Source organism: Rhodococcus sp. NPDC057014 (assembly GCF_042673295.1).
Taxonomy (GTDB): domain Bacteria; phylum Actinomycetota; class Actinomycetes; order Mycobacteriales; family Mycobacteriaceae; genus Rhodococcus_F.
Genome location: NZ_JBHUSF010000145.1, coordinates 1 through 21522, shown reverse-complemented (window position 1 = coordinate 21522; position 21522 = coordinate 1). Strand labels below are relative to the sequence as shown.

Below are 21522 nucleotides of genomic sequence, written 5' to 3'. Positions count from 1 at the left end.
GCCGGTGGCTGCGCCGGGGCTGGGCACGTTCGCGGTGGATGCGCAGTGGCGGGTGTATCTCGATCCGGCGTTGCTGGTCGGTGCGAACGCGTGGCCGGTCCCGGTGGCGGGTGCGGTCCTGTTGCACGAGGTTGGGCACTTGCTGCGGGCGCATGCCGCGCGCGCGGAGTTGTTGCCGAAGCCGGTCGCGCATCTGGCGTGGAACTACGCCGCCGATGCGGAAATCAACGATGACCTTCTCGCGGCCGGTGTCGGACTGCCCGACGGGGTGATCACCCCGGAGTTCATCGGGTGCGCATCGGGAGGCATCGCGGAGGACTACTACACGCACCTGCTGGATCCGTCTGCCCCTTCATCTCCGAACGCAGTCGGCGATGGTGATCCGGGGTGCGGGTCCGGTGCGGGGTGCCCTGCCGTGCCCGGCGAGTCGGGTGCGGCCGGGAGTGAGGTCACCGACGGTCTCGACGGCGCGGAGGCCGACCTGGTGCGGCGGTATGTCGCGCAGGCCGTACGGGAGTCTTCGGGCAAGGGGCGGGGGAGCGCCCCGGCCGGGTTGGTGCGGTGGGCCGCTGAGGTACTGGCACCGCCGACGGTGGCATGGGATCGGTTGTTGCGTGCGGTGATCCGGCGCGTCGTGGCGGATCAGGCGGGGCGGACGAACTACACGTATTCGCGACCCTCGCGGCGCGGGATCCCGGGCATCGTCGCTCCGGCGATGCGCGGCCCGTCGATCACGGTGTCGATTGTGGTCGACACGTCGGGATCGATGTCGGCAGACGATCTGGATGCGGCGATGAGTGAGGTCGCCGGGGTGCTGCGGGCTGGCGGTGTGGCACGTGATCGGGTGCGGATTCTGGCCTGTGATGCGTCGAGCACCACGGCGCAGCCGGTTCGGTCCATCGCCGACGTGACACTGATCGGCGGCGGCGGCACCGACATGCGGGTGGGTATCGCGGCGGCCAACGCTGCGCGCCCGCAACCGCATGTGGTGATCGTCCTGACGGACGGGGACACGCCGTGGCCGGATCGCCCGTCGCGGTCACATCTGGTGTGCGCGGTGATCGGCAGTGACACGGCGGCGGGGCGGACACCGTCGTGGGCGTCGACGGTGTCCGTGCCGGTCGGCGCGGGAGCACGCGGATGAACGCGGCAGACGGCGGCGCCCTGGTCCGCTACGCCGACCGGGTGTTGGCCGGTACCGGGATCACCGCCCACCAGGTCGCGGCGGTAGTGGCAGGCACGGCGACCGATGCGGCGGCGTCGGCACTGCGCGCCGGGTGGCGCTGCGCCGCGAATCCGGTGCAGGAGACCGGCGAGGAGCGGGGAGCGGTATGAGCGTGGAATGGTTCGACCTCGCTCAGCGGCTCTATGCCGCCGAAACCCGGTCGCCGGTCGCTCGGCTCACGCACACCACGTTCGTGCCGTCCACGGCGGCGCTGGCGGTGCGTGCGGTCGCCCGTGGTGGCAGCACCGCCGTGGCAGTGGCAGGGTTCGGCGGCCGCGAGGAACGGGCCCGCGACACCGATGCCCTGGCACTGCTGGCCGCACACGGCGGCACCATCGTGGGGCGCTGCGACCCGGCACCGTTGCTCACCGACGACACCGGCACCGTGGCTGCCCTGCTGACGCTGGCGCGGGCGCACGCACACCACCCGGACCCGCAGGTGGCCGGCGCGGCGGCCATGGTGGCGTGGTGGGCGGATCGGGCAGACCATCCCGGCACCTCGGCGGTGGTGAATCTGGTGGCCGCGTCGTCGGCGCGGTACGTCCTCGGCACCACCCCGGACGCCGAACGGTCGGCGACCACCTGGCGGCACTGGTTCGGCATCTGCGATGACAGCGTCAGCGGCTTGCACGAGTGGGCCGCGACGATCGGCGGCGGACCGCTGCTGCCACTACTGGCGCCGATCCACGAGGACGACCGCTATTCGTGGGACCGCGCGCTGTCGGCAGCGACAGCCGGGCACGATTGGTCGCGCCCGGACACCACCGCCACCGCCGCCATGGGACTGCGCACCCGATGCGATGCCGCCGACCTGAAAGCTGCCGCCCTGCTCGATGATCCGCTCTGGCGGCAACGCGCAGTCCATACCGGGCACGTGGCGGTCGGGGTGGCATCGGTGACCCCGCCGCCGACAGGCACGCGTCGGCGGGGCGTCTCGCTGTCGGTGACCTGCGAGCGGCTCGATACACGGTTGCGTCTCGGATCCGAGGTCACCGGCTGGATGGGCAGCCCAGCGGACACACCCTTCGAGCGGTTCTGCGCCGAGGTCACCTCGGCACAGGTCGTGGAGGGAAAATTGGTCCTCGGTCTCGGCCCGGTCGGCGCACACGCCCCCACACCGGGAGCACGGGTGTGCGTGATGCCGCAGCCGCCGTCCCCGCAGACGATGCGCGCGGGTCGGGGCCGATACTGGCGGCTCTACCGTGCCCGCCGTTCCTGGCTCTCCACCGGCCACACACCGGTCGCTGCGCGGCGTGAGGTTCCCCTCGACGTGCTGATCGCAGGCGCAGAGGACTAACCCCGCCAGCCAGACACTCCCACCCACAACATCATGCTCCGCACCACCTTTCGTGAAAGGTCGCACCGTCATGCGCATCCTCGCCCCCCGACCCGACAACCCCAACCCGGCCCCCTCGAGCGCACCGGCACCCGGGCCGAGCGCGCCACCACTCACACAGTGGCCGGGATCGCAGATCATGTCCGACCCGATCACCGCCCGTGTGCTGTTCTCGGTGTGGTCGGGTGATCCCGCCGTAGTGGTCCCGTCGCCACCCGGCGCGGGCAAGACCCGACTCGTCACCCTCCTCGCGGCAGCATTGGCCCACCGCGCGGATCTACGTGTCGGCATCGCGGCCCAGACCCGCGAACAGGCAATGGAAATCGCGCGGCGCCTCGGCACCCTCACCGATCGCGCTGCACTGATATGGAAAGCGAAACCGCCGAAACCCGACAGCGGCCAGACGCCCACGGTGTCAGGACAGAAGGTGCGGTGGCCCGGTGAGGTGGGTGCGATCCTGATCGGCACGACCGCCCGATGGCTGTTCGCCGACCCCGAGAAAATCAGTGCCGACGTGCTCGTGGTCGACGAATCCTGGCAATGCACCTACGCCGATCTGGGCGCACTCGGCGCCATGGCCCGGCAGGTGGTCTGTGTCGGCGATCCCGGTCAGATCGATCCGGTGGTGACCGGCGACGTGTCTCGATGGGACGGCAGCGATACCGCCCCGAACCTGCCGGGACCGATCGCACTGCAGGCCGCACACGGCGACGCGGTGGGCGTGGTCCGGCTGCGCCACACCTGGCGGCTCGGACCCGGCACCACCGCCCTGATCGGGCCGTTGTTCTACCCCGACCTGCCGTTCACCTCCCGCCGACCACCGGAGCACCTGATCGACGCAGGCGGGGTCGTGCCGGAGCTGGCGCACCGCCCGGTCACGGTCCGCGGCGGCCCGTCCGATCCGGCGCTGGTGACCGCGTGCGCACAGCGGGCGCGCGAATTGCTCGACACCGTGCTGGTCACCGCCGAGGACCAGCGACTCATCAGCGCCGCCGATATCGCGGTGGTGGTTCCCCACGTGACGCAGGCGGCGGCGATCCGCGCCCTGCTGTCCGATCACCCGGACGTGCTGGTCGGCACCGCGAACTCGCTGCAAGGGCTCGAGCGGGCCGCTGTCGTGGTATTGCACCCGCTGGCCGGATACCGCACCGCCGAGCCGTTCAGCCTCGATCCGGGCCGCGCCTGCGTGATGCTCTCCCGCCACCGCGCCCACATGAGCGTCGTCATCGATGACGCGAGCGCCGCCGTACTCGCCAACACCGAACCCTCGACCGCGCACGCCACCAATACCGCCCTGTTGGCCGCGCTGCACCGCACTCCCGCTGTGTAGCAACCCATCACAACCAAAGGAGATGTGGGCAAGGCCCGACGACATCATGACCGAGTTCCGCGCAGAACGGCTGCCGGACGTCGACTGGGACGAAGCGCAGCGAAGGGGAGCGGTGCACTCTCGCCGCCGAACTGTACGGCGCGGACTGACGGAACCGGCGGCTGGAGGGGTCCGTCCGGACCTGTTCGGCCGCCGGTCCCCGGCACCGGGTGCGCCGGGGACCGGGGTACTTCCGATTCCCGTGCGGTCATCACACGTGTTCCTGACCGCGCGATTTATGCGGGTCGATCTGCGTGAAATGCTGCGTGTCGACGTGCGTGAAGCTGTGCGAATTAATGTGCGTGGAGTTGTGCGTGGCGGCAGGCGTGCCGCAATGCGTGTAGACACACGGGAGCAGATGCGTGTGGTTCAGCGAGACGTCTGTAGTTGGAGGCCGAAGGTCCCGGAACCTACGCGGCCGAAGCAGGGTTGGCCAGTGGCGGTCCCGGAGTGCAGCAGAACAGTTCTGATCTATTTCGGCCACGTCGAATCCGTCCACATCGACTGGAATCTGACAGTCCTTCACCTCGCCGAGTACCGGAGCATGTGCCCATCTGCCCCTGTGCGCCTCAGAGCGCGCGAGTGTCGATCTGTCTGAGGGACAGGTGGTGGTGGCTATCGCATCGGGTGTGCTGAGAGCCGTGGTCCCCGTGGGCGGGGCCCGGGGGACACCCCGAGGGCTGCGAGGGGGCGCCGCTCGTCGTCCGGCAGTGCGTTGGCTCGCCACTTTTTCACTGCCCGGTAGAGCCATTGGCCTACCTGCTCACCGTCGGCGGTGACATAGTTTGCGGGGACGAGTGCGTCGCCGTGTTCTTCGCGGTAGGCGGCGATTTCGGTGAGCATCCGTCGCCGCTTACCGTCGGCCGGCGGCACGGCAGGGAGCGGAGTGCTGTCCTCGGTCCACACGAAGCCGATCGCATCGAGTTGCGTAATGCGTTGCGGCGGTAGGGTGCCGAGCATGCGGGCAACCCGCTGGCGGTCCTGCCAGCGTCCCAGTCGGAAGCCGCATTCGGTGACGTAGTCGGCGGGCATCACGAGTGCGGGGTGACGGCGGCGAAACTCGGCGTAGAGCTGCAGAGGTGAGGCCGCCGTCCGCCGTGCTCGCATCGAGATCACATCCTTGCGAAAAGCCGTCCCGTGTTGCCCGGTAGTCATGAAGTCAAAGTATGTCCACCTCTTTGACGATCTGTCACGGAAGTCGACGCGTGTCGGATGGCAACCTGTGCACAGGTCGTGAGAACTGGTGGAACTCAGAAGCTGATCGACTGTGTGAAGGACCCGTCCCGTTCTGGCGTTGGCCTGATCACTCCGGCGGTGTGCCCGCGGCGATCTCGGTGCGCCGTCGGGCGGCCATGTCGTAGTCACGGGTCACGCCTGGAACGTGCGGACCGGTCATAGGTTCCAGAGTCGGAGCAGCGCGGCCCGCAGGCTGGCGGAGACGATGCGGTGGTCGGTGCGCAGCCGGGGACCCGGGTGCCCGAGGTCGGCGAGCAGGACTTCCGCGTCGGTCACCGCGATCGGCTCCAGGTCGATCCGGGTACGCAGGTGGTGTGCCACCGCTGTGCGGGTGTGGGGGATCGCGATCGAGTCGGAGTCCACGACCGCGGGCGGGTAGAGCCATGCGTTGTCGGCGGTGACCTGGAGCAGGACGTCGCCCCGCTGGAGCCGGCCGCGGCCGCGACCGGCGGGGGTGTCGATGCGGAACCATTCGAGCTGGTACTTCGCCGCCGGACCCGCGGACGTACTGTGGAGGCGGGTGTGGGCTGCGCGCTCGTGTTGTTCCGCGGCGCCGGGCTGGTAGTGGGTGATGTGCCACAGGAACATCCGGGTTACCGGGGTGGGGAGGAAGTCGGGTTCGGCGCGGTTGCGGCCGCCGATCCCGGGCAGGGGTACGGTCCGGCCGATCTGCCAGATGGCGGTGGCGTTGTCGAGGAACACCTGGTCGACCTCGGTGATCTCGTCGATGCCGTCGATGAATGTCCGGACGGCGGACACGACCTTGGGATCGTCGGTGATGACCACGGCCTCATCCGAGATGGTGGAGCTGTGGGAGGCGCCTGCGGAGCCGATGACCGCCCACCTGGCGGTGGCGATCAGGCCTGTGTGCAGGTTCGGTGACGACAAGACCCGCACCCCGGCGGCCACGTAGTGCGCGAGCGCGGCCGGGGAGGTGGCGTGGGCGCGCACCGCGGCCCGCGAGGCGTTCACGACGAGGACGTCTCCGGCGCGCAGCGGCAGCAGGTCGGGGGCGTCCTGGCCGAGGTAGGCGATCGCGGCGTGCCGAGGTCCGCGCGTGCGGATGGCGCGGGTGATGTGCGGCCAGGGGCTCGGCCCGTGGAAGGTGGTCCCCATACGGGGAAAGAGTAGTGGGATGGTCACTGCGGCCTGAACCCGTTTGGCCTGCGCATCAACTAAAGGTCACTATCTCCCTCGAGGTACGGGTGATTGCTGGAGAAGGTTCCCGCAGCACTCTTCGAACTTCCTCGGGCACCACACTTGTCGTCTCGAGAGTGCTGCGAGCGAGTGCGGGATCCGGCTCGGCGCGCGGGAACCGGGGGGTTCAGGCGGTGGGCTGGCGTCGGATGAAGTCGGCCATGCCTGGGACGGTGAACGCGATGCGACCGTGTTCGGGGGACCAGATCAGGCCCTTCTTGATGGCGGAATCCCGGACATCGCTGACCGCGGTGGTCGCCACCCCCATGGCTGCGGCGACCTTCCCGGACCGGGGTGTGGGTTCCCCGGTTTCGGCGATGGCGCGCAGGTACCGGCGTTCCCGGTCGGTTGCCCGGGTCCACCGGGACGGGAAGAACCCGTCGTCCAACGCTCTACGGCCTTCCTCCACGGCGATGTGGGCGTCCTCGGTATCGAAGGGGGAGGCGGGGGCGGTGTGCCAGATCGCCTTGCCGAACTCCTGCAGGAAGTACGGGTAGCCGCCGCTGGCTTCGACGACGATGTCGAGCGCGTCCGGGGTGAACGCACCGCCGTGTGCCTCGACCGGGACCCGGAGTGCGTCGGCGGCGTCGGTGGGGGAGAGCGGTCCGATGGTGCGGTAGGAGAATTGCCGTTCGGCGTAGGAGCGGCTGTCGGCGAGCACCGCCGACAGGCTGGGCAGTCCGGCGCCGATGACGAAGAACGGCCATTCTCGTTGGCTGGCGCGGTGCTGCACCGCGAGCAGGGCGCCGAGCAGATCGGGGTCGAGGTCTTGCATTTCGTCGATGAACAGTCCGAACGCGGCGCCTTTCTTGCGCATGACGTCGCTGATCGCTTCGACCAGCTCCTCGAGGTCGAGGTCGATGTCTCCGCTGGCGGCCCGCCCGCCGAGGGCGAGTTCGATCTTGGCCGGGCCCAGGCCGACACCGAGGGTGAATCCGCGGGCGAGGGAGACGAGGTCGTCGATGACCTTGTGGAGTTGATGTTTGCGGCTGAAACGCCGGAGACCGACGGCGAGTTCGTGGCCGAGGCGGGCGCGGACCGCGGCGATCCCGGCCTCGTTCGGTCGGGCCTCGATGGTGATCGCCAGCCAGCCCTGCCGCTCGGCGTGCTCGGCGAGGGTGTTGAGCAGGGTGGTCTTGCCCACCCCGCGGAGCCCGGAGAGCACCATCCCGCGGTCGTAGTTGCCGGCCTTGCTGCGGGCGACGAGGAGTTCGAATTCCTGGCGTTCCCGGTCCCGGCCCTCCAGCGCCGGGGGCCGGAGGCCCGAGCCGGGTTTGAACGGGTTCAGCGCGGGATCCATATCGACAACTATAGACATTTATGGGAAGAGTGCCATAAACTCCTATAACTTCCCATAGTGGCCGCGGGCGGCCGGTCCGGTCTGGCTTCTTTGCAGCAGCAGCAGTGTCGGCGGACTTCCTCCCTCGCAGGGGCCGAGGGTTCCGTAGTTCTTCGGCGGAGACGGGGTGCGGTGCGCGTCGGGATCTCGGAATTCGCTCGAGGAGTGACATCGAGCGTGTGGGACTGGGCTGTAGATGATGCCGACGTTCGAGCTCCTACACGTGCGAAGTGATCGCCAGGGTGTCGCCCGTCGCGCCTCGACATGTCCCCAGCACCGAGGCATCGTGCGCCACCCGGGCCAGAAACTGCGCCAACGCCGCGCCACCTATGTGAGAAACGAGCCGGATCAGCCTAGAGCCAATACGGTCTGTCGCCGGATCGAAACGCACATTTTCACGGCCCCGGCGATTCTGGTGGGGAGTGGGGGAGTGGCAGCATTATCGCAGTTCAAATGGGATAAACAAGTTGTCGATGAGTGGGGAGCGGGGCACCCGAAGCGGTACTGAATCGGGTTCAAAGACACTCGATCGGGCCGGTAGCGCCGTTGGCAGCGCTGGCGGTCAGTCGCCGTCCACACCGCAACGCCGAGGTGCGGACACTCCCCTGATACCTCGGCCGGAAATCTCACATCCGTATTGGTCTCGACCGCCTGCCCGACGACCTGCTCTCGCCCGAAACCGCGGCATCGGGTCCCTGCGTCATTCTGTTTTCGGATCGAAGGGGGTCGGGATGTCGATGTTCCGATTGGTCGACGCCGCTCTTATTCGGGCCGCACGAGAGTGCCGTCCTTCGTGTCGGTCGGCGCGCCTCAGGCGTCTCAGGAGGCTATCCGCCTGAGACTGACGGCAGCGATTCAGCCGCCCCGGCGCCCGACTGGTGTTGACGCGGTACACACAAGACCGCGTGGCGCCATCACTGCCGGGCGAAGAGTGCCTCGATGAGCGCGGCCGCCGATGCGGTCTTCGCCGCGGTTTTCGTGGTGGCGTCGGCGGTGGCGGTGTGGCCGGCGAGGGACACGGTGGCGGTGAAGCGGAGTGCGTGCGCGGGACCGTCGGTGCGGATCTCCCACTCGGGTGGGGCCTGATTGTTGTTCTGGGCCAGGCTCATCAGCCAGGCGGTCGGGTTGGACAGTGCCTTGGACTTCTTCGCCCCGTCCAGATTCAATTCGGCCGGCGTGGTCTTCCGATGCGGTTCGACGGACTCGGCGGGCCCGGAATCCTCCGGCGCCGGTGGGGGAGCCGATGGCTCCGGAGGTGGTGGCGTGATGGGCCAGTCCGGTTCGGTGTCGGGGTGGTCGGTGCCGGTCAGCTGCGCGCGCACTGCTGCCCACAGGGCGGCTTGTTCGGCGGGCTTCTTCGCGGAGGCGGTGGTCCAGGGTCCACGAATGCTGCGGTGGGTGGCGCGGGCGGCGAACAGTGGGTGGTGGTCGGCGCCGCTCTGCCGGGTCTCGAGGTCGGTGGGGGGTTGGTCGGGGTGGGTTTGCCGCTGCCGCCACACCGACACCACACTGGGCCCCATCTCCGGGTGTGCGGCGGCGAGGGTGTCGAGGACGCGGAGTTGGATCGGGCGCCAGGTGGGGTCGGCGGCGTCGATCAGGACCGCGACGTCCGGGGCGGTCAGCAGGTCGGCGTCGGCGCGGCGGGCGATTTCGGCGGCGATCTCGTCGCGAAGCGGCCCGGTGGCTGCGGTCTTGAGGACCTTGTGGAAGGTGCGGGCATCGAGGGCGGTGAGATCGGCGGTGGCCTGCTCGGCGACGATGCGGTGGTCGGCGTGTTTGAAGTGGTTCTTCTTCGCTTCCCGGGCGGCGCGGGTGCGCCGGTTCAGGTCGGCGCCGAGGGCGGCGAGCTGATCGGGGGTGTAGGGGGTGGTGGTGTGGTCGAGGTGGGCGAGGATGATCCGCTGGTTGATCAGGTCGGCGACCCGGCGTAGCGGGGAGGTGACGTGGGTGTAGGCGCTGAGTCGTAATCCGTAGTGGCCGTGCACGGTCGGGTCGTAGGTTGCGGCCCGCAGCGTCGACAGCAGGCGGCCGCGGAGTTTCGCGAACAGGTCCGGGTCGCCGGATGCGGCGGCGATCTCGGTCATCAGTTCGTCGGCGGGGCCGGCGACCGGGTTGGGTCGGTGGTTGCGGAACAGCGATCCAGGGTCGCTTCGCAGACCCTCCGTGGATGGGGAAAATGTGAGTCGATGACCTCGCCCTGGTAGGTCGGCCGCACTGGCATGGGTAGCGGGTGAGAGCGCAGGCTTTCCGCGTGTGCGTTGCGGTCGACCCCGAGCCTATCCGTGGTGCCGGTGAGCCTGTGGAACAGCATGGTGGCGGAGGGCCAATCTTCATCCGCGGGAACCGTGGAATGTTGCCGTCGAGCACGAGTAAGAGAGTTCTGTTTTCATCCCGCCCTCCCCGCAACACACACCCACACAAGCGAATGCGTATCGGGCCCAGCCCGGGAACGGTGGTCGGAAATGGACGTGGTGCACCCGCGGTGCGCGGGAATCGACATTTCGAAGAAGGACGCGAAGGTGTGCGTGCGGATCCAGGGCCGCGGCAGCAGACGCACCTCGGCGACGGTGACGACATGGGGCGCGATGACCAAGCAGATCCTCTCCCTGCGCGAGCACCTGGTCGAGCAGCAAGTGACCTGCGTCGTGATGGAGGCAACCGGCAACTACTGGAAACCGTATTTCTATCTCCTCGAGGACACTCTCGAGGTGATGCTCGTGAACGCCCACGACGCCCGGAACATGCCGGGCCGCAAGAGCGATGTGTCCGACGCCGCCTGGCTGGCCGACCTCGGCGCCCACGGGTTGCTACGTGGGTCACTGGTGCCGCCACCACCGATTCGCCAGCTGCGTGATCTGACCCGGGCCCGCACCGCGCTGGCCCGCGACCGCGCCCGGCAGGTACAACGAATCGAGAAGGCTCTCGAGGAAACCGGGATCAAACTGTCCTCGGTCGCCACCGACATCATGGGGGTCTCCGGCCGAGCGATGCTCGACGCCCTCATTGACGGTCATGACGATCCCGCCGTCATCGCAGAGCTGGCCAAGGGACGGATGCGGTCGAAGATCCCGGAACTGGCCGAGGCCCTGACCGGACGTTTCACGCCCCACCACGCGTTCTTGATCAGCATGCACCTGACGCTGATCGACCAATACGGGCAGGCCCTCGGTGAGCTCGATACCAGGATCGCCGAGGCGATGGAACCTTTTCGGGCGGCCCGGGACCTGCTGACGAGCATCCCGGGTTTCTCGACGACCATCGCTGAGGTGGTCCTCGCCGAAACCGGCGGGGACATGCGGGTGTTCCCCACCGCCGGGCACCTCGCCTCGTGGGCCGGCACCACCCCCGGATCGCACGAATCGGCCGGTCGAGTCAAGTCGACAAAGACCAGACCGGGAAACCGATACCTCGAAGGTGCCCTCGGGACCGCGGCGCTGTCAGTGTCCCGCTCGAAGGGCACCTACTTCTCGGCCAAGTACAAGCGGATCGCGTCCCGGCGGGGTCCGATGAAGGCGCTCGTCGCCGTGCAGCATGCGATGCTCGTCGCCGCCTGGAACATGCTCACCAACGGCGACCTCTACCGTGACCCCGGCGCCGACTATTTCACCCGGCGCATTCCCGCCAAGACTCGGAGCCGGGCCATTGACCAGCTCGAGGCACTGGGCTACCGAGTCACCCTCACACCACTCGGTGACACCGCATAACCCCACCGCCGGACCACGACATCCCACCGGGACATCGGCGGGTCACCCCTACCCGTCCTCACCCGCAGTGGTCACCTAATTTTCGTAAGAGGATCGGCAATCCCTGCTCCACACACCACAGTGCGACCGCTTCGTTGGTGGCGATCATCAGCTCTTGGACGATGACGTAGGCGACGGTCCGCAGTTCGGCGGCGATCGCCACGATGGCCCCGTCCTCGTTGGTCGCCCAGCCGCGGGTGAGGTCGTAGAACGCCAGCGCGCCGCCGTCACGGCGGGCGCCGAGCAGGGCTTGCGCGGCCGCATCCGCCGCAGCCAACTGGGGGTGCAGCGGATGCTGCGGGTCGGTCAGGATGCCGGGCACCTGCGCGTGATCGACGGCCACGCACCGACCGGAGGGGATCTGCCCGCGGGCGACGGCGGTGTCGATCAGTCGGCCGTCGGTGGTGAGGGTGCCGGTGACCCGCAGACTGGTCCGCCGCGATTCGGAGGTCAGGGTGGCCGCCCGTTCGGCCGTGGCGCCGAGCATCGGAACGGTGCGGTCGCGCAGGTACCGGGTCTCGGCCCGCAGGAACGCCTGCTCGTCGGCGACCGACCCGAGGCCGACGACGTCGGCGACGCCCGCGATGTGAACCTCCACTGCCCATCCGCGGCCGTCGGCGAGGGGGGTGACGGCGAAGGCGTCGTCGCGGTCCCGCGCAGTCGCGGAGTCGATCATCAGCAGTCTCGACAGGTCGGTGGTAGTCGGTGATGCCATGGTCGCCTGCCCCCTTGATTCACTACAGGTCTTCGACGATAACCGGCTACGGACCCTGCGGGTCGCCGACACACGACGCCCGGGCCACCCCCCAGGCAGGTGGCGTTTCTCGTGCGAGGTCCCCATGGACTGGTGTGCGGTCAGCACTGGTGGGGTGTCACTACCCCGGCCGACGAGGTGGACGGTCGTGGCGGTGATTCTCGCGGGGCAGCACGAGCGGTCCCGATGAGGACGCCGAGCCCGTCATCTGGCCGGACATGATGATGCTCTGCAATTCAGGTGCCCCGGTCTCGTGGGATGTCCTGCTCGACGTCGACGTCTCCCAGCACAGGGACATGATCGTCTGAGGTTGTGCCCACACACGGTCACACACCCAGCCCCGCGGGGCCTGCGATTACGTGGAGTGGCCCACGCTGGTGCGTCGGGCACACAGCCGGGGCCGAAGGGGGATGCGGTCCCCATCAGGGCGCGTTCCGGGGTGCACTGGAACTACACCTATGGCTCTGTATCCACCGAAGGCGACCAGTCGGTGGACGTGTATGCCGCGGGTAGCTGGGATGACGTGCGGCGGGCGTATCGGCGGGGTGTGCTCGCAGGCGACGAGTGGGACATCCTGTTCGAGGGCACCCGCACCGCACGTCAGGCGCAGCGCGCTACGGGCACGGCGGTGAGCGTGGCCGGAGGACCACTGTGCGAAACAGTTTCTCGGCAATTGGTGCACCTGGGCCACCCACGGGCAGCCGCTGCACCCGGACGGTGGCCGGAGTGCCCTCGACCTGTGCGCGAATGATCGCCGTCGGGGCGCCACGAGCGGCAACGGCGGGACGGGATCCGGTTTCCTGTGGGCGTCCGCCGGCAACTGGCCGCCAACGACCCGTTGCCGAGTGGTGGGGTCGCGGCGCGCGGCGCCCACGGTGGCCGGGGTGTGTGGACATCGCGCAGTGTCGGTGACGACCTCTACGCTGACGGTTGCACGATGGCAGGTGGTAGCGACGAAGGACGCGGACTCTGTGTCCCCGGTCGCCGTGGACGGTTGCCACCGGTGTCGGATCAGTTGAGGACGGGAGATCGACATTCATTCGCACAGCCAGGAGTTTTATCTTGCGGAGATGACTCGTGCCACTGAGAAGGCTCGCACGCTGAACCGCGTGCAGTGGGCGTTCATTGCCGCCGCCGGTGCCTGTGCGGTGCTCTATCTCGTGTTTGACGCGTGGTGGTGGTTTCTGGCGATGGTCTTCGCGGCGGGATCGGTTGTCGTGGCGATTTTTCAACTCTGGGTGGTGCGAAAGGGGTTGAAGGCGTCCCGCGCGTTTCGTGCAGTCGGTTCGACGGACTCGCAACACCTGGAGGGCTGACGTCGGCCTCGTCAGATGTGGTGAAGGAGATCGGGCAGGGGTGAGGTGATGGTGGCGTGTGCTATCCACATCTGTCATTGGTCACGAAATTCCCCAGGTTGAGGGGTTTGTCCGTCACGTAATCGGATTGGCGCAATTATCGTGATTGCTCTGGGCCGCTTAGCTATCCGGCATGTATGGCACGGTTGCGGAGTAGGTCGAAGTTGGCTCCCCGGGGGTGGCCAGCATCGGCACAATTAGCCGCATGGGCCGATTGTGCGCCTGTGTGCGCAGCCCGATTATCCCGCTCATGGCCTGCCCGGCTGTCGGCCTCCATTGGCATGACACCCTGTGACGTGACTTCACGCCCCTCGACCGCCTGGGAGGACCCGCACCGCCATGACCACCTGGACCCTCTGGATCGGCGCCGTGCTGGTCGTCGGCGGCTCTGCCGCCCACCTCACCCGTCAGGCGGTGGCGGCCCGAGCCCTCTGGGTGCTCGCCGTGCTCGCCTTCGTGGCCACCGTGGTGGGGGCTGTCATCGTGTCCGAGGTCTCGCTGCCGCTGCTACTCATCCTCGTGGTCGCGATTACGGCGACCGTCGCCCTGGTCTCCGTCACCCGGCAGCCGGCACAGTCCGTCACCCGGGAGCCGGTAAGGTCCGGCACCCGGGAGCCGGCACGGTCCGTGGCCGCGCGCCGGGACGCGCTGTGATCACCGCGGTCTGCGCCGTCGTTCTCGGTCTCCTGCTCGGGGGTTCCGACCTGGCGGACCGCTGGCGCACCCGCCGGTCGGAGCGGGCGCGGATCGCCGAGATCGCCGCCGGTCTCGACCGCTTCCAGTGGTGGGTGCTGGAAGACCTCGCCGACGCACGCCAGGCGTTTCTGCGCCGGAACCGCACAGCAGGGGACGAGCAGGTCCGGGCGTTCCTCGCGGCCCGCGATGCCGCCACCAAGGTCGGCATCCCCGACGAGCTGGCGGTGTACCGGCTGGCCGACCAGATCATCCAGGGCCGGGACCGGCACGCCCTCATGTAGCGAGGTCCGCGCAGACACCACAACGGTCCCAGTCGAGTTCCACAGGCGCTGGCCACCGCGCTTTGCATCTGTCACGGATGGAGACCCGCTCGTGGCATCGTGCCGCGCGCCCCGCCAGGGTAAATCCGTCGGTGCGCTCAGTGGTTGCCGCGTGAGATCAACAACGTACGAATGCCAACGAACGTGCAGGTGAACCGCTGCATCGGAATCTTGGGCAGGCCGGGATGTTGGACATGGGACCGAGTGGCGCCGGGCCGCGCAGTCCGGTATACCTCTGCGAACAGGATGACCGGTTTGCTTTCTCCAGATGCGGTGTAGCCGGGAGCCCGTGGCCACGGCAGCGGCCCGACGCCAGTCTTTGGCCCGGGGATACATACCCGGGCTCGGAGCAACGACGGGTTCGGAGCAACGACGGGCTCGGAAGAAACGGAAAGGGAATCGGCAGTGGCACCCGCAGGAACCGCACCGAGACCGTCGTACGAGATCCCGACTGCCGGGGTGGGGTGGCAGGAGTGGGCGGCGTGCCGCGGACTCGACGTGTCGGTGTTCTTCTCCCCGGACACCGAACGCGGCCAGGCCCGGGCCCGGCGCGAAATGCGGGCCCAGCAGATCTGCGAGGGCTGCCCGGTGCGTGCCGCGTGCCGTGACCATGCCCTGGCGACCGGTGAACCGTACGGAACCTGGGGCGGGATGACCGAAACCGAGCGCAGGCGACATGCTCGCCGCCGCGGCGAACGCCGATCGCTGCCACCGCGGCGACCGGTATCCGACGATGCCGAACGCGAGTGGGCATCCTTCCGGTAGCGGACGCGGCACCGATCCTCGGATGCATCAGGGTCGCCGGCGCCGGCGGCCTCCCCCGTGCCCTGCTGGATGCACCCACCATCTGCGTAGGGTGTGGGATCGGCCGCCCGGGCGCACATCACTCGGAGGCGGTGGTGGTCGGCTTCCACGCGGCTGGATGGGGCGGCCTTGCCGTCGCACCGTCTGTCGCCATGCGTCCTCTCGCCGCGCCGTAGCCGTCGTCGCCGATCATGTTCGGCGGGCCGGCGCCAACTGGTGAGCGGTGGAGGTGGTCGTGGGCCGAACAGCGCCTGGCCTGCGCGCAGAATACGGCGAGTTCCGCCGCGCACCACCCCCACACAGGGCGGTTCGGCACCCCCATCTCGGTCCTCGTCCGTGGTGAGGTCGGTGTTCGTTTACTGCGTTGGGTTGCTGCGACCACGCAGTCGGTCACGGTAGTCGTGCAGCCGGACCACCGCCGAGGGCTCGGGGTCGACGAACAACAGACTCTCGTCCCGGAGGATCCGGGCGGCGACACGATCGCACCGATAGGCGAACACTGCGATGTGTTCGGACGCGGTGACGTCCTCCATCAGCCGCAGAGGAAGGCGCGCGATGCGGTAGCCGAGGCTGATCGCGTTCAGCGGTAGCGACCTCATCGTCGTCATTGCACGATGCTAGGCCGGTGCGCACGCCAGTGGACCACGCCGGTGGTTCGGCGGATCCCGCTGTCGGCCGCTGAGCTCGCCGGGGTTACCTGATACTTCCAGTACTGTCATCAGATCCGGACCGACGAAGAACGCGAGGAGTGAATCTGTGGCACGCAAGGTCGTGGTGGAGATGGTCGACGACATCGACGGCACCGTGTTCGGTAAGGACGGCGAGAGCATCAGCTACGCCGTCGACGGCGTCGAGTACGTGATCGACCTGAAGGACGAGCACGCGAAAGAGCTCCGCGAGACGTTCGAGTACTACATCGCCCACTCCACCCGGGTCGGGGGCCGCAGACACCGCGCGGACCGGTCGGCTGCCCCTGCTGCGCGGCGGTCGTCGGACGAGACGAAGAAGATCCGGGCCTGGGCGCGCGAACAGGGCTACGAACTGTCCTCCCGTGGCCGCATCCCCGCCGAGATCGAGCAAGCCTTCCACGACGCCCACTGACCACGGGTGACCCGTACTCCGGGTCGTTCACCGTCGGCGAACACCCCCGCTCCGTGGAGTGCCCGCGCAGGGGTCCGCTGTGGAACAGGCCGACGGTGGCGCGCATACCCCGGGTACCGCACCAGAACAGTCGCCGCGAGCGACCACGTGCTGCACGTCGTGAGGTCAAGCAGTGGTGACGATCCGACTCTCGGGATCGGTACCGCCGGTGCGCATCCGGTAGTGCGGACAGCCGACCACCTGGTGGGGCACTCGGATCGCCCGCCGGTCGGTGTCGAGGTAGAGCCGGTAGGCCAGTTGCCCGTCCCGGTGCTCGCCGGTGTCCGGGTCGACGGCGCCGAGGAAATACCCCTGCCCGGCGTCGATGCCGGCGAAGATCGCCCGCGCCCACTCGTTCGGTTCGGCGACCGGGAGATGCCGCGGCAGGCCGGTGGCGGCGTCGACGCTGTGTACGAGCACGATGACCACGAACCCCGAGACCGCCGGCGCCCACGGTGCGGCCTCGACCTCGAACACCGTGAGCGAGGTGTGGATCCGCAGTTCGACGTTCGTACCGGTCCGGGCCGGGGTGGTGATGATATGCGGGTCCGCCGACGGACCCAGTGTGGTCAGTAACGGCAGCACTGGAGGTTGCTCGGCGGGCAGATCGCCGGAGGGAGCGGACACCAGCAACAGGCTACGGGTTCACCCGTTCACGTCGTCCTTCAGCGATCACCCGCACGGGCTCGTGGACACGAGGGTCCACAATCGGTGTGTGCTGCGCTGATTCTCGGGCCGGGTGGGCGGCCGTGGCAGATCAGGGCGTGGCGCTGAGTGTCGCCGAGACCACCGATCCGTCGGCTCTCCGCGAGGGGAAGGTCCTCGGGCTGCTGTGCGGACTGCACCCCGGAACCTGGCTGCAACCGACGACCGATGTCCTGCGTCACGGAGTTGGCATGGTTCTGGGGCTCTCGAGCTGGTGTATGCGGCGATGGTTGCGGCGTTATGTGTGGCAGAGGGTTGTGCTGAGGAGGTCGTCGATGGCGTCATCGGGGTCCACGGTGTGGTTGGGTCCGAGCGCGATGGTGACTTGTTGGTGTTGGCCGCTGCTGGTGTAGGACCAGGTTTGGGTGATCAAGGCTTCGCCGTCGTTGCCGTAGGCGATGATGCCGCAAGGGGGGGTGGTGTGTCTGCGTAGGCCGAGGCCGTAGGTGGAGTCGGTCGCGCCGACGGCTTTTCATCTCGTCGACGAGGTGTCCGGGAGTAGCCGGCCGTTCAGCAGTGCGGTCCTCGGCTGGATACTGGGCTATTTTGCGGGTCACATTTCGGTGCGGTGACGCGGTCGTCGACGACCTAGTTTGCCGAAGACGCCTCGGCGAGAACGCTTCTTCGCCTTGGCTTCTTCACGCGCCGTTGTGCGTGCTTTCTCAGATCGCGCCGCTGTGCGATCGGCCCATGCGGCCACTGTGGCTTCAATGTCACGTGGCATGGTGATCAGCGGCGGTCCTGATGGCAGTTGGTAGCGAGCGTGCAGCACCCGTTCGTTGAACTGGGCAATCTCGTGTCGAACGGCCTTCTCGTTCGATAGCTGATCGAGTTGCTCGTCCAGGGCGGCGTCCTCCTTGCGCAACTGAATGGAGGGGGGCAGGAACGCGAGTCCCTCACGTTTCATGAAGCTCTTGAGCCACCAATCCGGGTCATGGGCATCGGACAGATCGAGTGGCTGACCGCTGTCGGGAAGGTCGTCAAAATCGCCCCGTTCGATCGCCTTTCGAATATGCATGTCGGCGAGCAGTGCGATCGCCGTCTCGGAGTCGAACGCGAAAGCGGAGGGGTTGCAGAACGTGAGGGGCAGCGCGTGCTCATGCATCACCGGCACTCCATGTCGCGGAACTATTTAGGTCACGTGTATTATGTCATGTGTATTGCGAAAGTGAGGGGTCCGAGTGCCGAAGCAGGTTGACCATCACGAGCGACGTGAGTCGATCGCTCATGCGCTCTGGCGCGTCGTTGATCAGCACGGCTGGGCACGAGCAACCATGCGTGAAGTCGCCCGCGAGGCCGGAGTCTCACTGGGGCAGTTGCAGCACTACTTCTCCTCACGCGCCGAGATGTTGGCCTTCGCGATGGAGTTTGCTTCAGAACAGACATCTCGCCGAGTCTCACGAAGCCTGAGGTCACTCGACCAACCTCCGCATCCTCGCGACGTGCTGCGAGTAGTCCTCACGGAGATGCTTCCTCTGCGACCCGACTCCCGTGCCACCAGCCGTATGAACGCGGCGTACGTGCTCGAAGCGATGCACGACCCATCACTGCGTCACCAGGTTGGCCTCGGACTGCGGGAGGGACGCGCGATGGTCGAAAGTCTCATCCGGGAGGCGATCAGCCAGGGGCATATCCGTGGCGATTGCGATCCGGTCATCGAAACGGACCTCGTCCTTGCGTTGACCGGCCTCGGTCCCCTTCTCGACCTCAACGTTATCGAACCGCACGCGGCGCTCGCAGCCATTGACCAGCATCTCGACCGACTCTTCGGACCCACGTCATGACCGACGCAGAGGTCGGGTGCGTCGCGAACCCACCCGCGCTCAACGCCGGGTCGTCACAGGCGATCGACGGGACGCGGTTTCCACGCGCGGTGTCCCGTTGGGGTCACGTCGGGACGATGAGATTTCTCTCCGCGCACGGTCGCCCCGAGTGAAAGAACACCCAACCGAATGAAGGAGAACCCCGATGCCACAGTACTTCCTGACCTTGCCGCATGACACCGCCGATGAGCCGACGATGGACTCGATGCAGGACATGGACCCCGCCGAACTCGAGGAGGTCATGGCTGCTGTAGAAAAGTTCAACACCGATCTCGTTGCTGCTGAAGCCTTTGTCACCGCGGGCGGACTACATCCACCCTCCACCGCGATCACCGTCGACGCGACCGGTGTCATTCCCACACACACCCCGGCACCGTTCGTCGAGGCGGCCGAGTATGTCGGCGGATTCTGGATCATCAAGGCCGCTGACGAGGACGCCGCCGTCACCTGGGCCGAACAAGCCTCCGCCGCACTGGGCTCACGCATCGAGGTCCGCGCTCTCCAAGAAGAACCCCAATAGACCGGGGCAGTGGATTACGGTCGCACTCTCGAAGCCCTGGCAGAGTGGGCAGACAGTGGTGAGGATGTCCGTGCGCTCGTCCTGACCGGATCGGCCGCCGCCGGAACAGAGCATGCGCTGTCCGATCGCGATATCGAAGTGTTCACCACCGATGTACCCGCGCTGGTGGTCCACCAGTCGTGGTGGTCCGGGCTGGGAAACGTCCTGGTCGTCGAGCGGCTTCAGGACGGGGAAGGCAATCCGACTCGCCTGGCCTATTGCGCTGGCGGGAAAATCGACTTCACTGTGCTACCGGCGCGGCAGCCGGTACGGTCGCAACTACGCACGACCGTACCGGGTGCTGCTGGACAAAGATGGCGCCGCCGCGACGACATCGCTGAATGAAGTCCTCGCGGATTTGCCGTCGCCCGAGGAGTTCGACGAGTCGGTCAACTGGACGTGGGCGGCGGCACTGATGCAGGCGAAGTCGCTCGTTCGTCGTCTCCCCGGAACTGGTGAAATCGCGCACGGGCCGCTCCTGCTGTCCGACTCGAACGGCTACCGAGTCCGGCAGTTCGGAAGAAACACTCCGACCGTCGAGCAAAAACCCGTCGCCGCAAGGAGATCCCCTTGCGGAATCACAAACCATTCCTGTCGTGGGTGCCAGAACGCCCTGATCGCCGACGCGGCGGGGGCATCGGCACGACCCGTCTCGCTTCGTAATGGCTGAAGAAATGCCAGGGAATTGAGACTGATTGCTGTGGCCATGCCGTGAGGCAAGCAGCAAGTCCGCAGTTCGCAGCGTCTCAGAATGCCACCGGCCGCGAGAACCTGCACAGGGCTTGGTGCTGATTGTCGCCGAGACCACCGATCCGTCAGCTCTCCGCGAGGGAGAGGTCCTCGAGCAGCTGTGCGGACTTCACCCCGAAACCCGGCTGCGACCGAGGACCGACAGTTACTCGAACACGCGTTCGAAGTACGTGGTACGCTCTCCCTTAGCGGGGCGAGTGGAGGCCGAGCGCCTCGGGAAGCATCCGCCCCGCGCCAACTTCAGTGCCGAGGTGAGACCGATGGACAGTGTGATGAGCAAGGCCGATGAACTCGATCGCTTGGTGGGCGAGCTGGTGAATCTGGATGAGCAGCGCGTGCGTATCGGTAACAAGCTCGTCGATCTCGAGCACTATTTCCGGAAGGCCGGCTATCCCGAGTTGTCGCGGCGTGCGCTCGATGCCTTCATGACGCGGTACCTGGGACGCGTCCTCGAGCTCGCCGACGGGATGCGCGAATAAGTGTGGAACCCGCCTGATGTCGACCTGACCGCGGAACCGTAGCCGCGCGAGGTCATGTCGGTCGCGGTGTGTACTCTGTGCGCAGTTCCGGGAATTCTCCCCCCAATTCGACTCTCGGAACCCCCGCCCCGGCGTCACCCCCCCCGACGTCGGGGCACCCCAATGCCCGGGACATCTCGCCGGACCGCCGACCGCCGGCGTCCGCGGTCCCGCGGCCCGGCGAGGTCACCTCCGGTATCCGGATCGAGCTGTCAAGGTCGGTGCCGGTGGCATTGTGCGGTGCAGCGGCACGCGGACTCGTCACGTGTCTCAGCGCATGGCACCGTAATCCGGCTCCATTCCCTGGAACTTCAGTCATCACGAACCCAGGCGGGCCGCCTTCGATGCCGTGCCGCGACGGACGATCGGGGACGCCCTCTCGTGTGGGCGGGCGGGTCGGTGACACCCGCGGCAGAGGCGGCGTGGGCCGATGATCAGCCCACGCGGATACCCTGGGCGGCGAGGAACTCGCGGGCACGACCCAGTTGGCGGTCGGTGGCGAAGGTGTACCACTGGTCGGCGAGGCCCTCCTGATGGACGAGGTCCCGGAACCGGCCGAACGCACCCTTGCCCTCGATCGCCCACTCCAGCCGCTCCCGTAGCCCCGAATCATGCTGCCGCTGGGCGAAGGCCGCCATGTCCCGCCACCCTTC

At 67.7% G+C, this 21522-nt stretch carries 21 protein-coding genes and 3 pseudogenes; 15 read left to right on the top strand and 9 right to left on the bottom strand.

Annotation, left to right across the window (positions count from 1 at the left end; genetic code table 11):
* From ACFTZB_RS25435 to ACFTZB_RS25420, 4 genes are all read left to right on the top strand, one after another.
* The coding region (locus tag ACFTZB_RS25435; protein ID WP_378435253.1) for a VWA-like domain-containing protein at positions 1–1144 on the top strand (1144 nt) is incomplete at its 5' end.
* Positions 1141–1335 (top strand): hypothetical protein, encoded by a 195-nt coding sequence (locus ACFTZB_RS25430; RefSeq protein ID WP_378435251.1) that lies wholly within the window; start codon positions 1141–1143, stop codon positions 1333–1335. The genes ACFTZB_RS25435 and ACFTZB_RS25430, both read left to right, overlap by 4 nt.
* Positions 1332–2522, top strand: coding sequence for a hypothetical protein (locus ACFTZB_RS25425; RefSeq protein WP_378435249.1), 1191 nt, complete (start codon positions 1332–1334; stop codon positions 2520–2522). Before ACFTZB_RS25430 ends, ACFTZB_RS25425 begins: the two co-directional genes overlap by 4 nt.
* Positions 2523–2592: 70 nt before the next feature.
* Positions 2593–3891, top strand: a complete 1299-nt coding sequence (locus ACFTZB_RS25420) for an AAA family ATPase (RefSeq protein ID WP_378435247.1) — start codon at positions 2593–2595, stop codon at positions 3889–3891.
* Between the two features lie 654 nt (positions 3892–4545).
* Here the strand turns inward: ACFTZB_RS25420 and ACFTZB_RS25415 are convergent.
* From ACFTZB_RS25415 to ACFTZB_RS25400, 4 genes and pseudogenes are all read right to left on the bottom strand, one after another.
* A complete protein-coding gene (locus ACFTZB_RS25415) occupies positions 4546–5037 on the bottom strand; it encodes a helicase associated domain-containing protein (protein ID WP_378435245.1) in 492 nt (163 codons plus the stop codon).
* Positions 5038–5322: 285 nt separating this feature from the next.
* Positions 5323–6282, bottom strand: a complete 960-nt coding sequence (locus ACFTZB_RS25410; protein WP_378435243.1) for a phosphatidylserine/phosphatidylglycerophosphate/cardiolipin synthase family protein — start codon at positions 6280–6282, stop codon at positions 5323–5325.
* 208 nt (positions 6283–6490) lie between these two features.
* On the bottom strand, positions 6491–7663 hold the full coding sequence (locus ACFTZB_RS25405) for an AAA family ATPase (RefSeq protein ID WP_378435241.1): 1173 nt from the start codon (positions 7661–7663) through the stop codon (positions 6491–6493).
* 953 nt (positions 7664–8616) lie between these two features.
* Positions 8617–9837: pseudogene (locus tag ACFTZB_RS25400) on the bottom strand (RNB domain-containing ribonuclease); the annotation flags it as partial.
* 327 nt (positions 9838–10164) lie between these two features.
* Here ACFTZB_RS25400 and ACFTZB_RS25395 point away from each other — a divergent pair.
* Positions 10165–11406, top strand: a complete 1242-nt coding sequence (locus ACFTZB_RS25395; protein WP_378435239.1) for an IS110 family transposase — start codon at positions 10165–10167, stop codon at positions 11404–11406.
* 82 nt (positions 11407–11488) lie between these two features.
* Here ACFTZB_RS25395 and ACFTZB_RS25390 read toward each other — a convergent pair.
* A pseudogene (locus ACFTZB_RS25390) lies at positions 11489–12160 on the bottom strand (RNB domain-containing ribonuclease); the annotation flags it as partial.
* Between the two features lie 1148 nt (positions 12161–13308).
* Between ACFTZB_RS25390 and ACFTZB_RS25385 the strand changes: the two are divergent.
* The 4 genes from ACFTZB_RS25385 (at position 13309) to ACFTZB_RS25370 (ending at position 15335) form a co-directional block, all read left to right on the top strand.
* Positions 13309–13515 (top strand): hypothetical protein, encoded by a 207-nt coding sequence (locus tag ACFTZB_RS25385; RefSeq protein WP_378435237.1) that lies wholly within the window; start codon positions 13309–13311, stop codon positions 13513–13515.
* A gap of 378 nt (positions 13516–13893) precedes the next feature.
* A complete protein-coding gene (locus ACFTZB_RS25380; RefSeq protein WP_378435235.1) occupies positions 13894–14208 on the top strand; it encodes a hypothetical protein in 315 nt (104 codons plus the stop codon).
* Entirely contained in the window at positions 14205–14531 is a 327-nt protein-coding gene (locus tag ACFTZB_RS25375; RefSeq protein ID WP_378435233.1) for a hypothetical protein, read from the top strand. Before ACFTZB_RS25380 ends, ACFTZB_RS25375 begins: the two co-directional genes overlap by 4 nt.
* 444 nt (positions 14532–14975) lie before the next feature.
* Positions 14976–15335 (top strand): WhiB family transcriptional regulator, encoded by a 360-nt coding sequence (locus ACFTZB_RS25370; protein WP_378435231.1) that lies wholly within the window; start codon positions 14976–14978, stop codon positions 15333–15335.
* 395 nt (positions 15336–15730) lie between these two features.
* Here ACFTZB_RS25370 and ACFTZB_RS25365 read toward each other — a convergent pair whose 3' ends face one another.
* A complete protein-coding gene (locus ACFTZB_RS25365) occupies positions 15731–15982 on the bottom strand; it encodes a hypothetical protein (protein WP_378435229.1) in 252 nt (83 codons plus the stop codon).
* 148 nt (positions 15983–16130) lie between these two features.
* Between ACFTZB_RS25365 and ACFTZB_RS25360 the strand changes: the two genes are divergently transcribed.
* A complete protein-coding gene (locus ACFTZB_RS25360) occupies positions 16131–16475 on the top strand; it encodes an Lsr2 family protein (protein WP_378435227.1) in 345 nt (114 codons plus the stop codon).
* 165 nt (positions 16476–16640) lie between these two features.
* Here the strand turns inward: ACFTZB_RS25360 and ACFTZB_RS25355 are convergent, their stop codons facing one another.
* On the bottom strand, positions 16641–17141 hold the full coding sequence (locus tag ACFTZB_RS25355; protein ID WP_378435225.1) for an N-formylglutamate amidohydrolase: 501 nt from the start codon (positions 17139–17141) through the stop codon (positions 16641–16643).
* 631 nt (positions 17142–17772) lie between these two features.
* Positions 17773–18324, bottom strand: coding sequence for a DUF1992 domain-containing protein (locus ACFTZB_RS25350; RefSeq protein WP_378435223.1), 552 nt, complete (start codon positions 18322–18324; stop codon positions 17773–17775).
* 76 nt (positions 18325–18400) lie between these two features.
* Here ACFTZB_RS25350 and ACFTZB_RS25345 point away from each other — a divergent pair, with 76 nt between their 5' ends.
* From ACFTZB_RS25345 to ACFTZB_RS25325, 5 genes are all read left to right on the top strand, one after another.
* Positions 18401–19003, top strand: a complete 603-nt coding sequence (locus tag ACFTZB_RS25345) for a TetR/AcrR family transcriptional regulator (RefSeq protein WP_378435221.1) — start codon at positions 18401–18403, stop codon at positions 19001–19003.
* 184 nt (positions 19004–19187) lie between these two features.
* Positions 19188–19562, top strand: a complete 375-nt coding sequence (locus ACFTZB_RS25340) for a YciI family protein (protein WP_378435219.1) — start codon at positions 19188–19190, stop codon at positions 19560–19562.
* A gap of 9 nt (positions 19563–19571) precedes the next feature.
* The gene (locus ACFTZB_RS25335; RefSeq protein ID WP_378435217.1) at positions 19572–19946 is read left to right on the top strand and encodes an aminoglycoside 6-adenylyltransferase; all 375 of its coding nucleotides are present in this window, start codon (positions 19572–19574) and stop codon (positions 19944–19946) included.
* Positions 19900–20271 (top strand): hypothetical protein, encoded by a 372-nt coding sequence (locus ACFTZB_RS25330; protein WP_378435216.1) that lies wholly within the window; start codon positions 19900–19902, stop codon positions 20269–20271. The genes ACFTZB_RS25335 and ACFTZB_RS25330 overlap by 47 nt, the downstream gene beginning before the upstream one ends.
* A gap of 340 nt (positions 20272–20611) precedes the next feature.
* Positions 20612–20830 carry a hypothetical protein gene (locus ACFTZB_RS25325; RefSeq protein WP_378435214.1) on the top strand — a complete coding sequence of 73 codons (219 nt, stop codon included), beginning with the start codon at positions 20612–20614 and terminating at the stop codon, positions 20828–20830.
* Positions 20831–21303: 473 nt separating this feature from the next.
* On the opposite strand, the pseudogene ACFTZB_RS25320 reads toward ACFTZB_RS25325, so the two are convergent.
* A pseudogene (locus ACFTZB_RS25320) lies at positions 21304–21522 on the bottom strand (hypothetical protein); the annotation flags it as partial.

Excerpts from the sequence above, each read along its gene's own strand:
- ACFTZB_RS25430 (WP_378435251.1), top strand. The coding sequence starts at position 1,141 with ATGAACGCGGCAGACGGCGGCGCCCTGGTCCGCTACGCCGACCGGGTG.
- ACFTZB_RS25425 (WP_378435249.1), top strand. The coding sequence starts at position 1,332 with ATGAGCGTGGAATGGTTCGACCTCGCTCAGCGGCTCTATGCCGCCGAA.
- ACFTZB_RS25420 (WP_378435247.1), top strand. The coding sequence starts at position 2,593 with ATGCGCATCCTCGCCCCCCGACCCGACAACCCCAACCCGGCCCCCTCG.
- ACFTZB_RS25415 (WP_378435245.1), bottom strand. The coding sequence starts at position 5,037 with ATGCGAGCACGGCGGACGGCGGCCTCACCTCTGCAGCTCTACGCCGAG.
- ACFTZB_RS25410 (WP_378435243.1), bottom strand. The coding sequence starts at position 6,282 with ATGGGGACCACCTTCCACGGGCCGAGCCCCTGGCCGCACATCACCCGC.
- ACFTZB_RS25405 (WP_378435241.1), bottom strand. The coding sequence starts at position 7,663 with ATGGATCCCGCGCTGAACCCGTTCAAACCCGGCTCGGGCCTCCGGCCC.
- ACFTZB_RS25395 (WP_378435239.1), top strand. The coding sequence starts at position 10,165 with ATGGACGTGGTGCACCCGCGGTGCGCGGGAATCGACATTTCGAAGAAG.
- ACFTZB_RS25380 (WP_378435235.1), top strand. The coding sequence starts at position 13,894 with ATGACCACCTGGACCCTCTGGATCGGCGCCGTGCTGGTCGTCGGCGGC.
- ACFTZB_RS25365 (WP_378435229.1), bottom strand. The coding sequence starts at position 15,982 with ATGACGACGATGAGGTCGCTACCGCTGAACGCGATCAGCCTCGGCTAC.
- ACFTZB_RS25350 (WP_378435223.1), bottom strand. The coding sequence starts at position 18,324 with ATGCATGAGCACGCGCTGCCCCTCACGTTCTGCAACCCCTCCGCTTTC.
- ACFTZB_RS25340 (WP_378435219.1), top strand. The coding sequence starts at position 19,188 with ATGCCACAGTACTTCCTGACCTTGCCGCATGACACCGCCGATGAGCCG.
- ACFTZB_RS25325 (WP_378435214.1), top strand. The coding sequence starts at position 20,612 with ATGGACAGTGTGATGAGCAAGGCCGATGAACTCGATCGCTTGGTGGGC.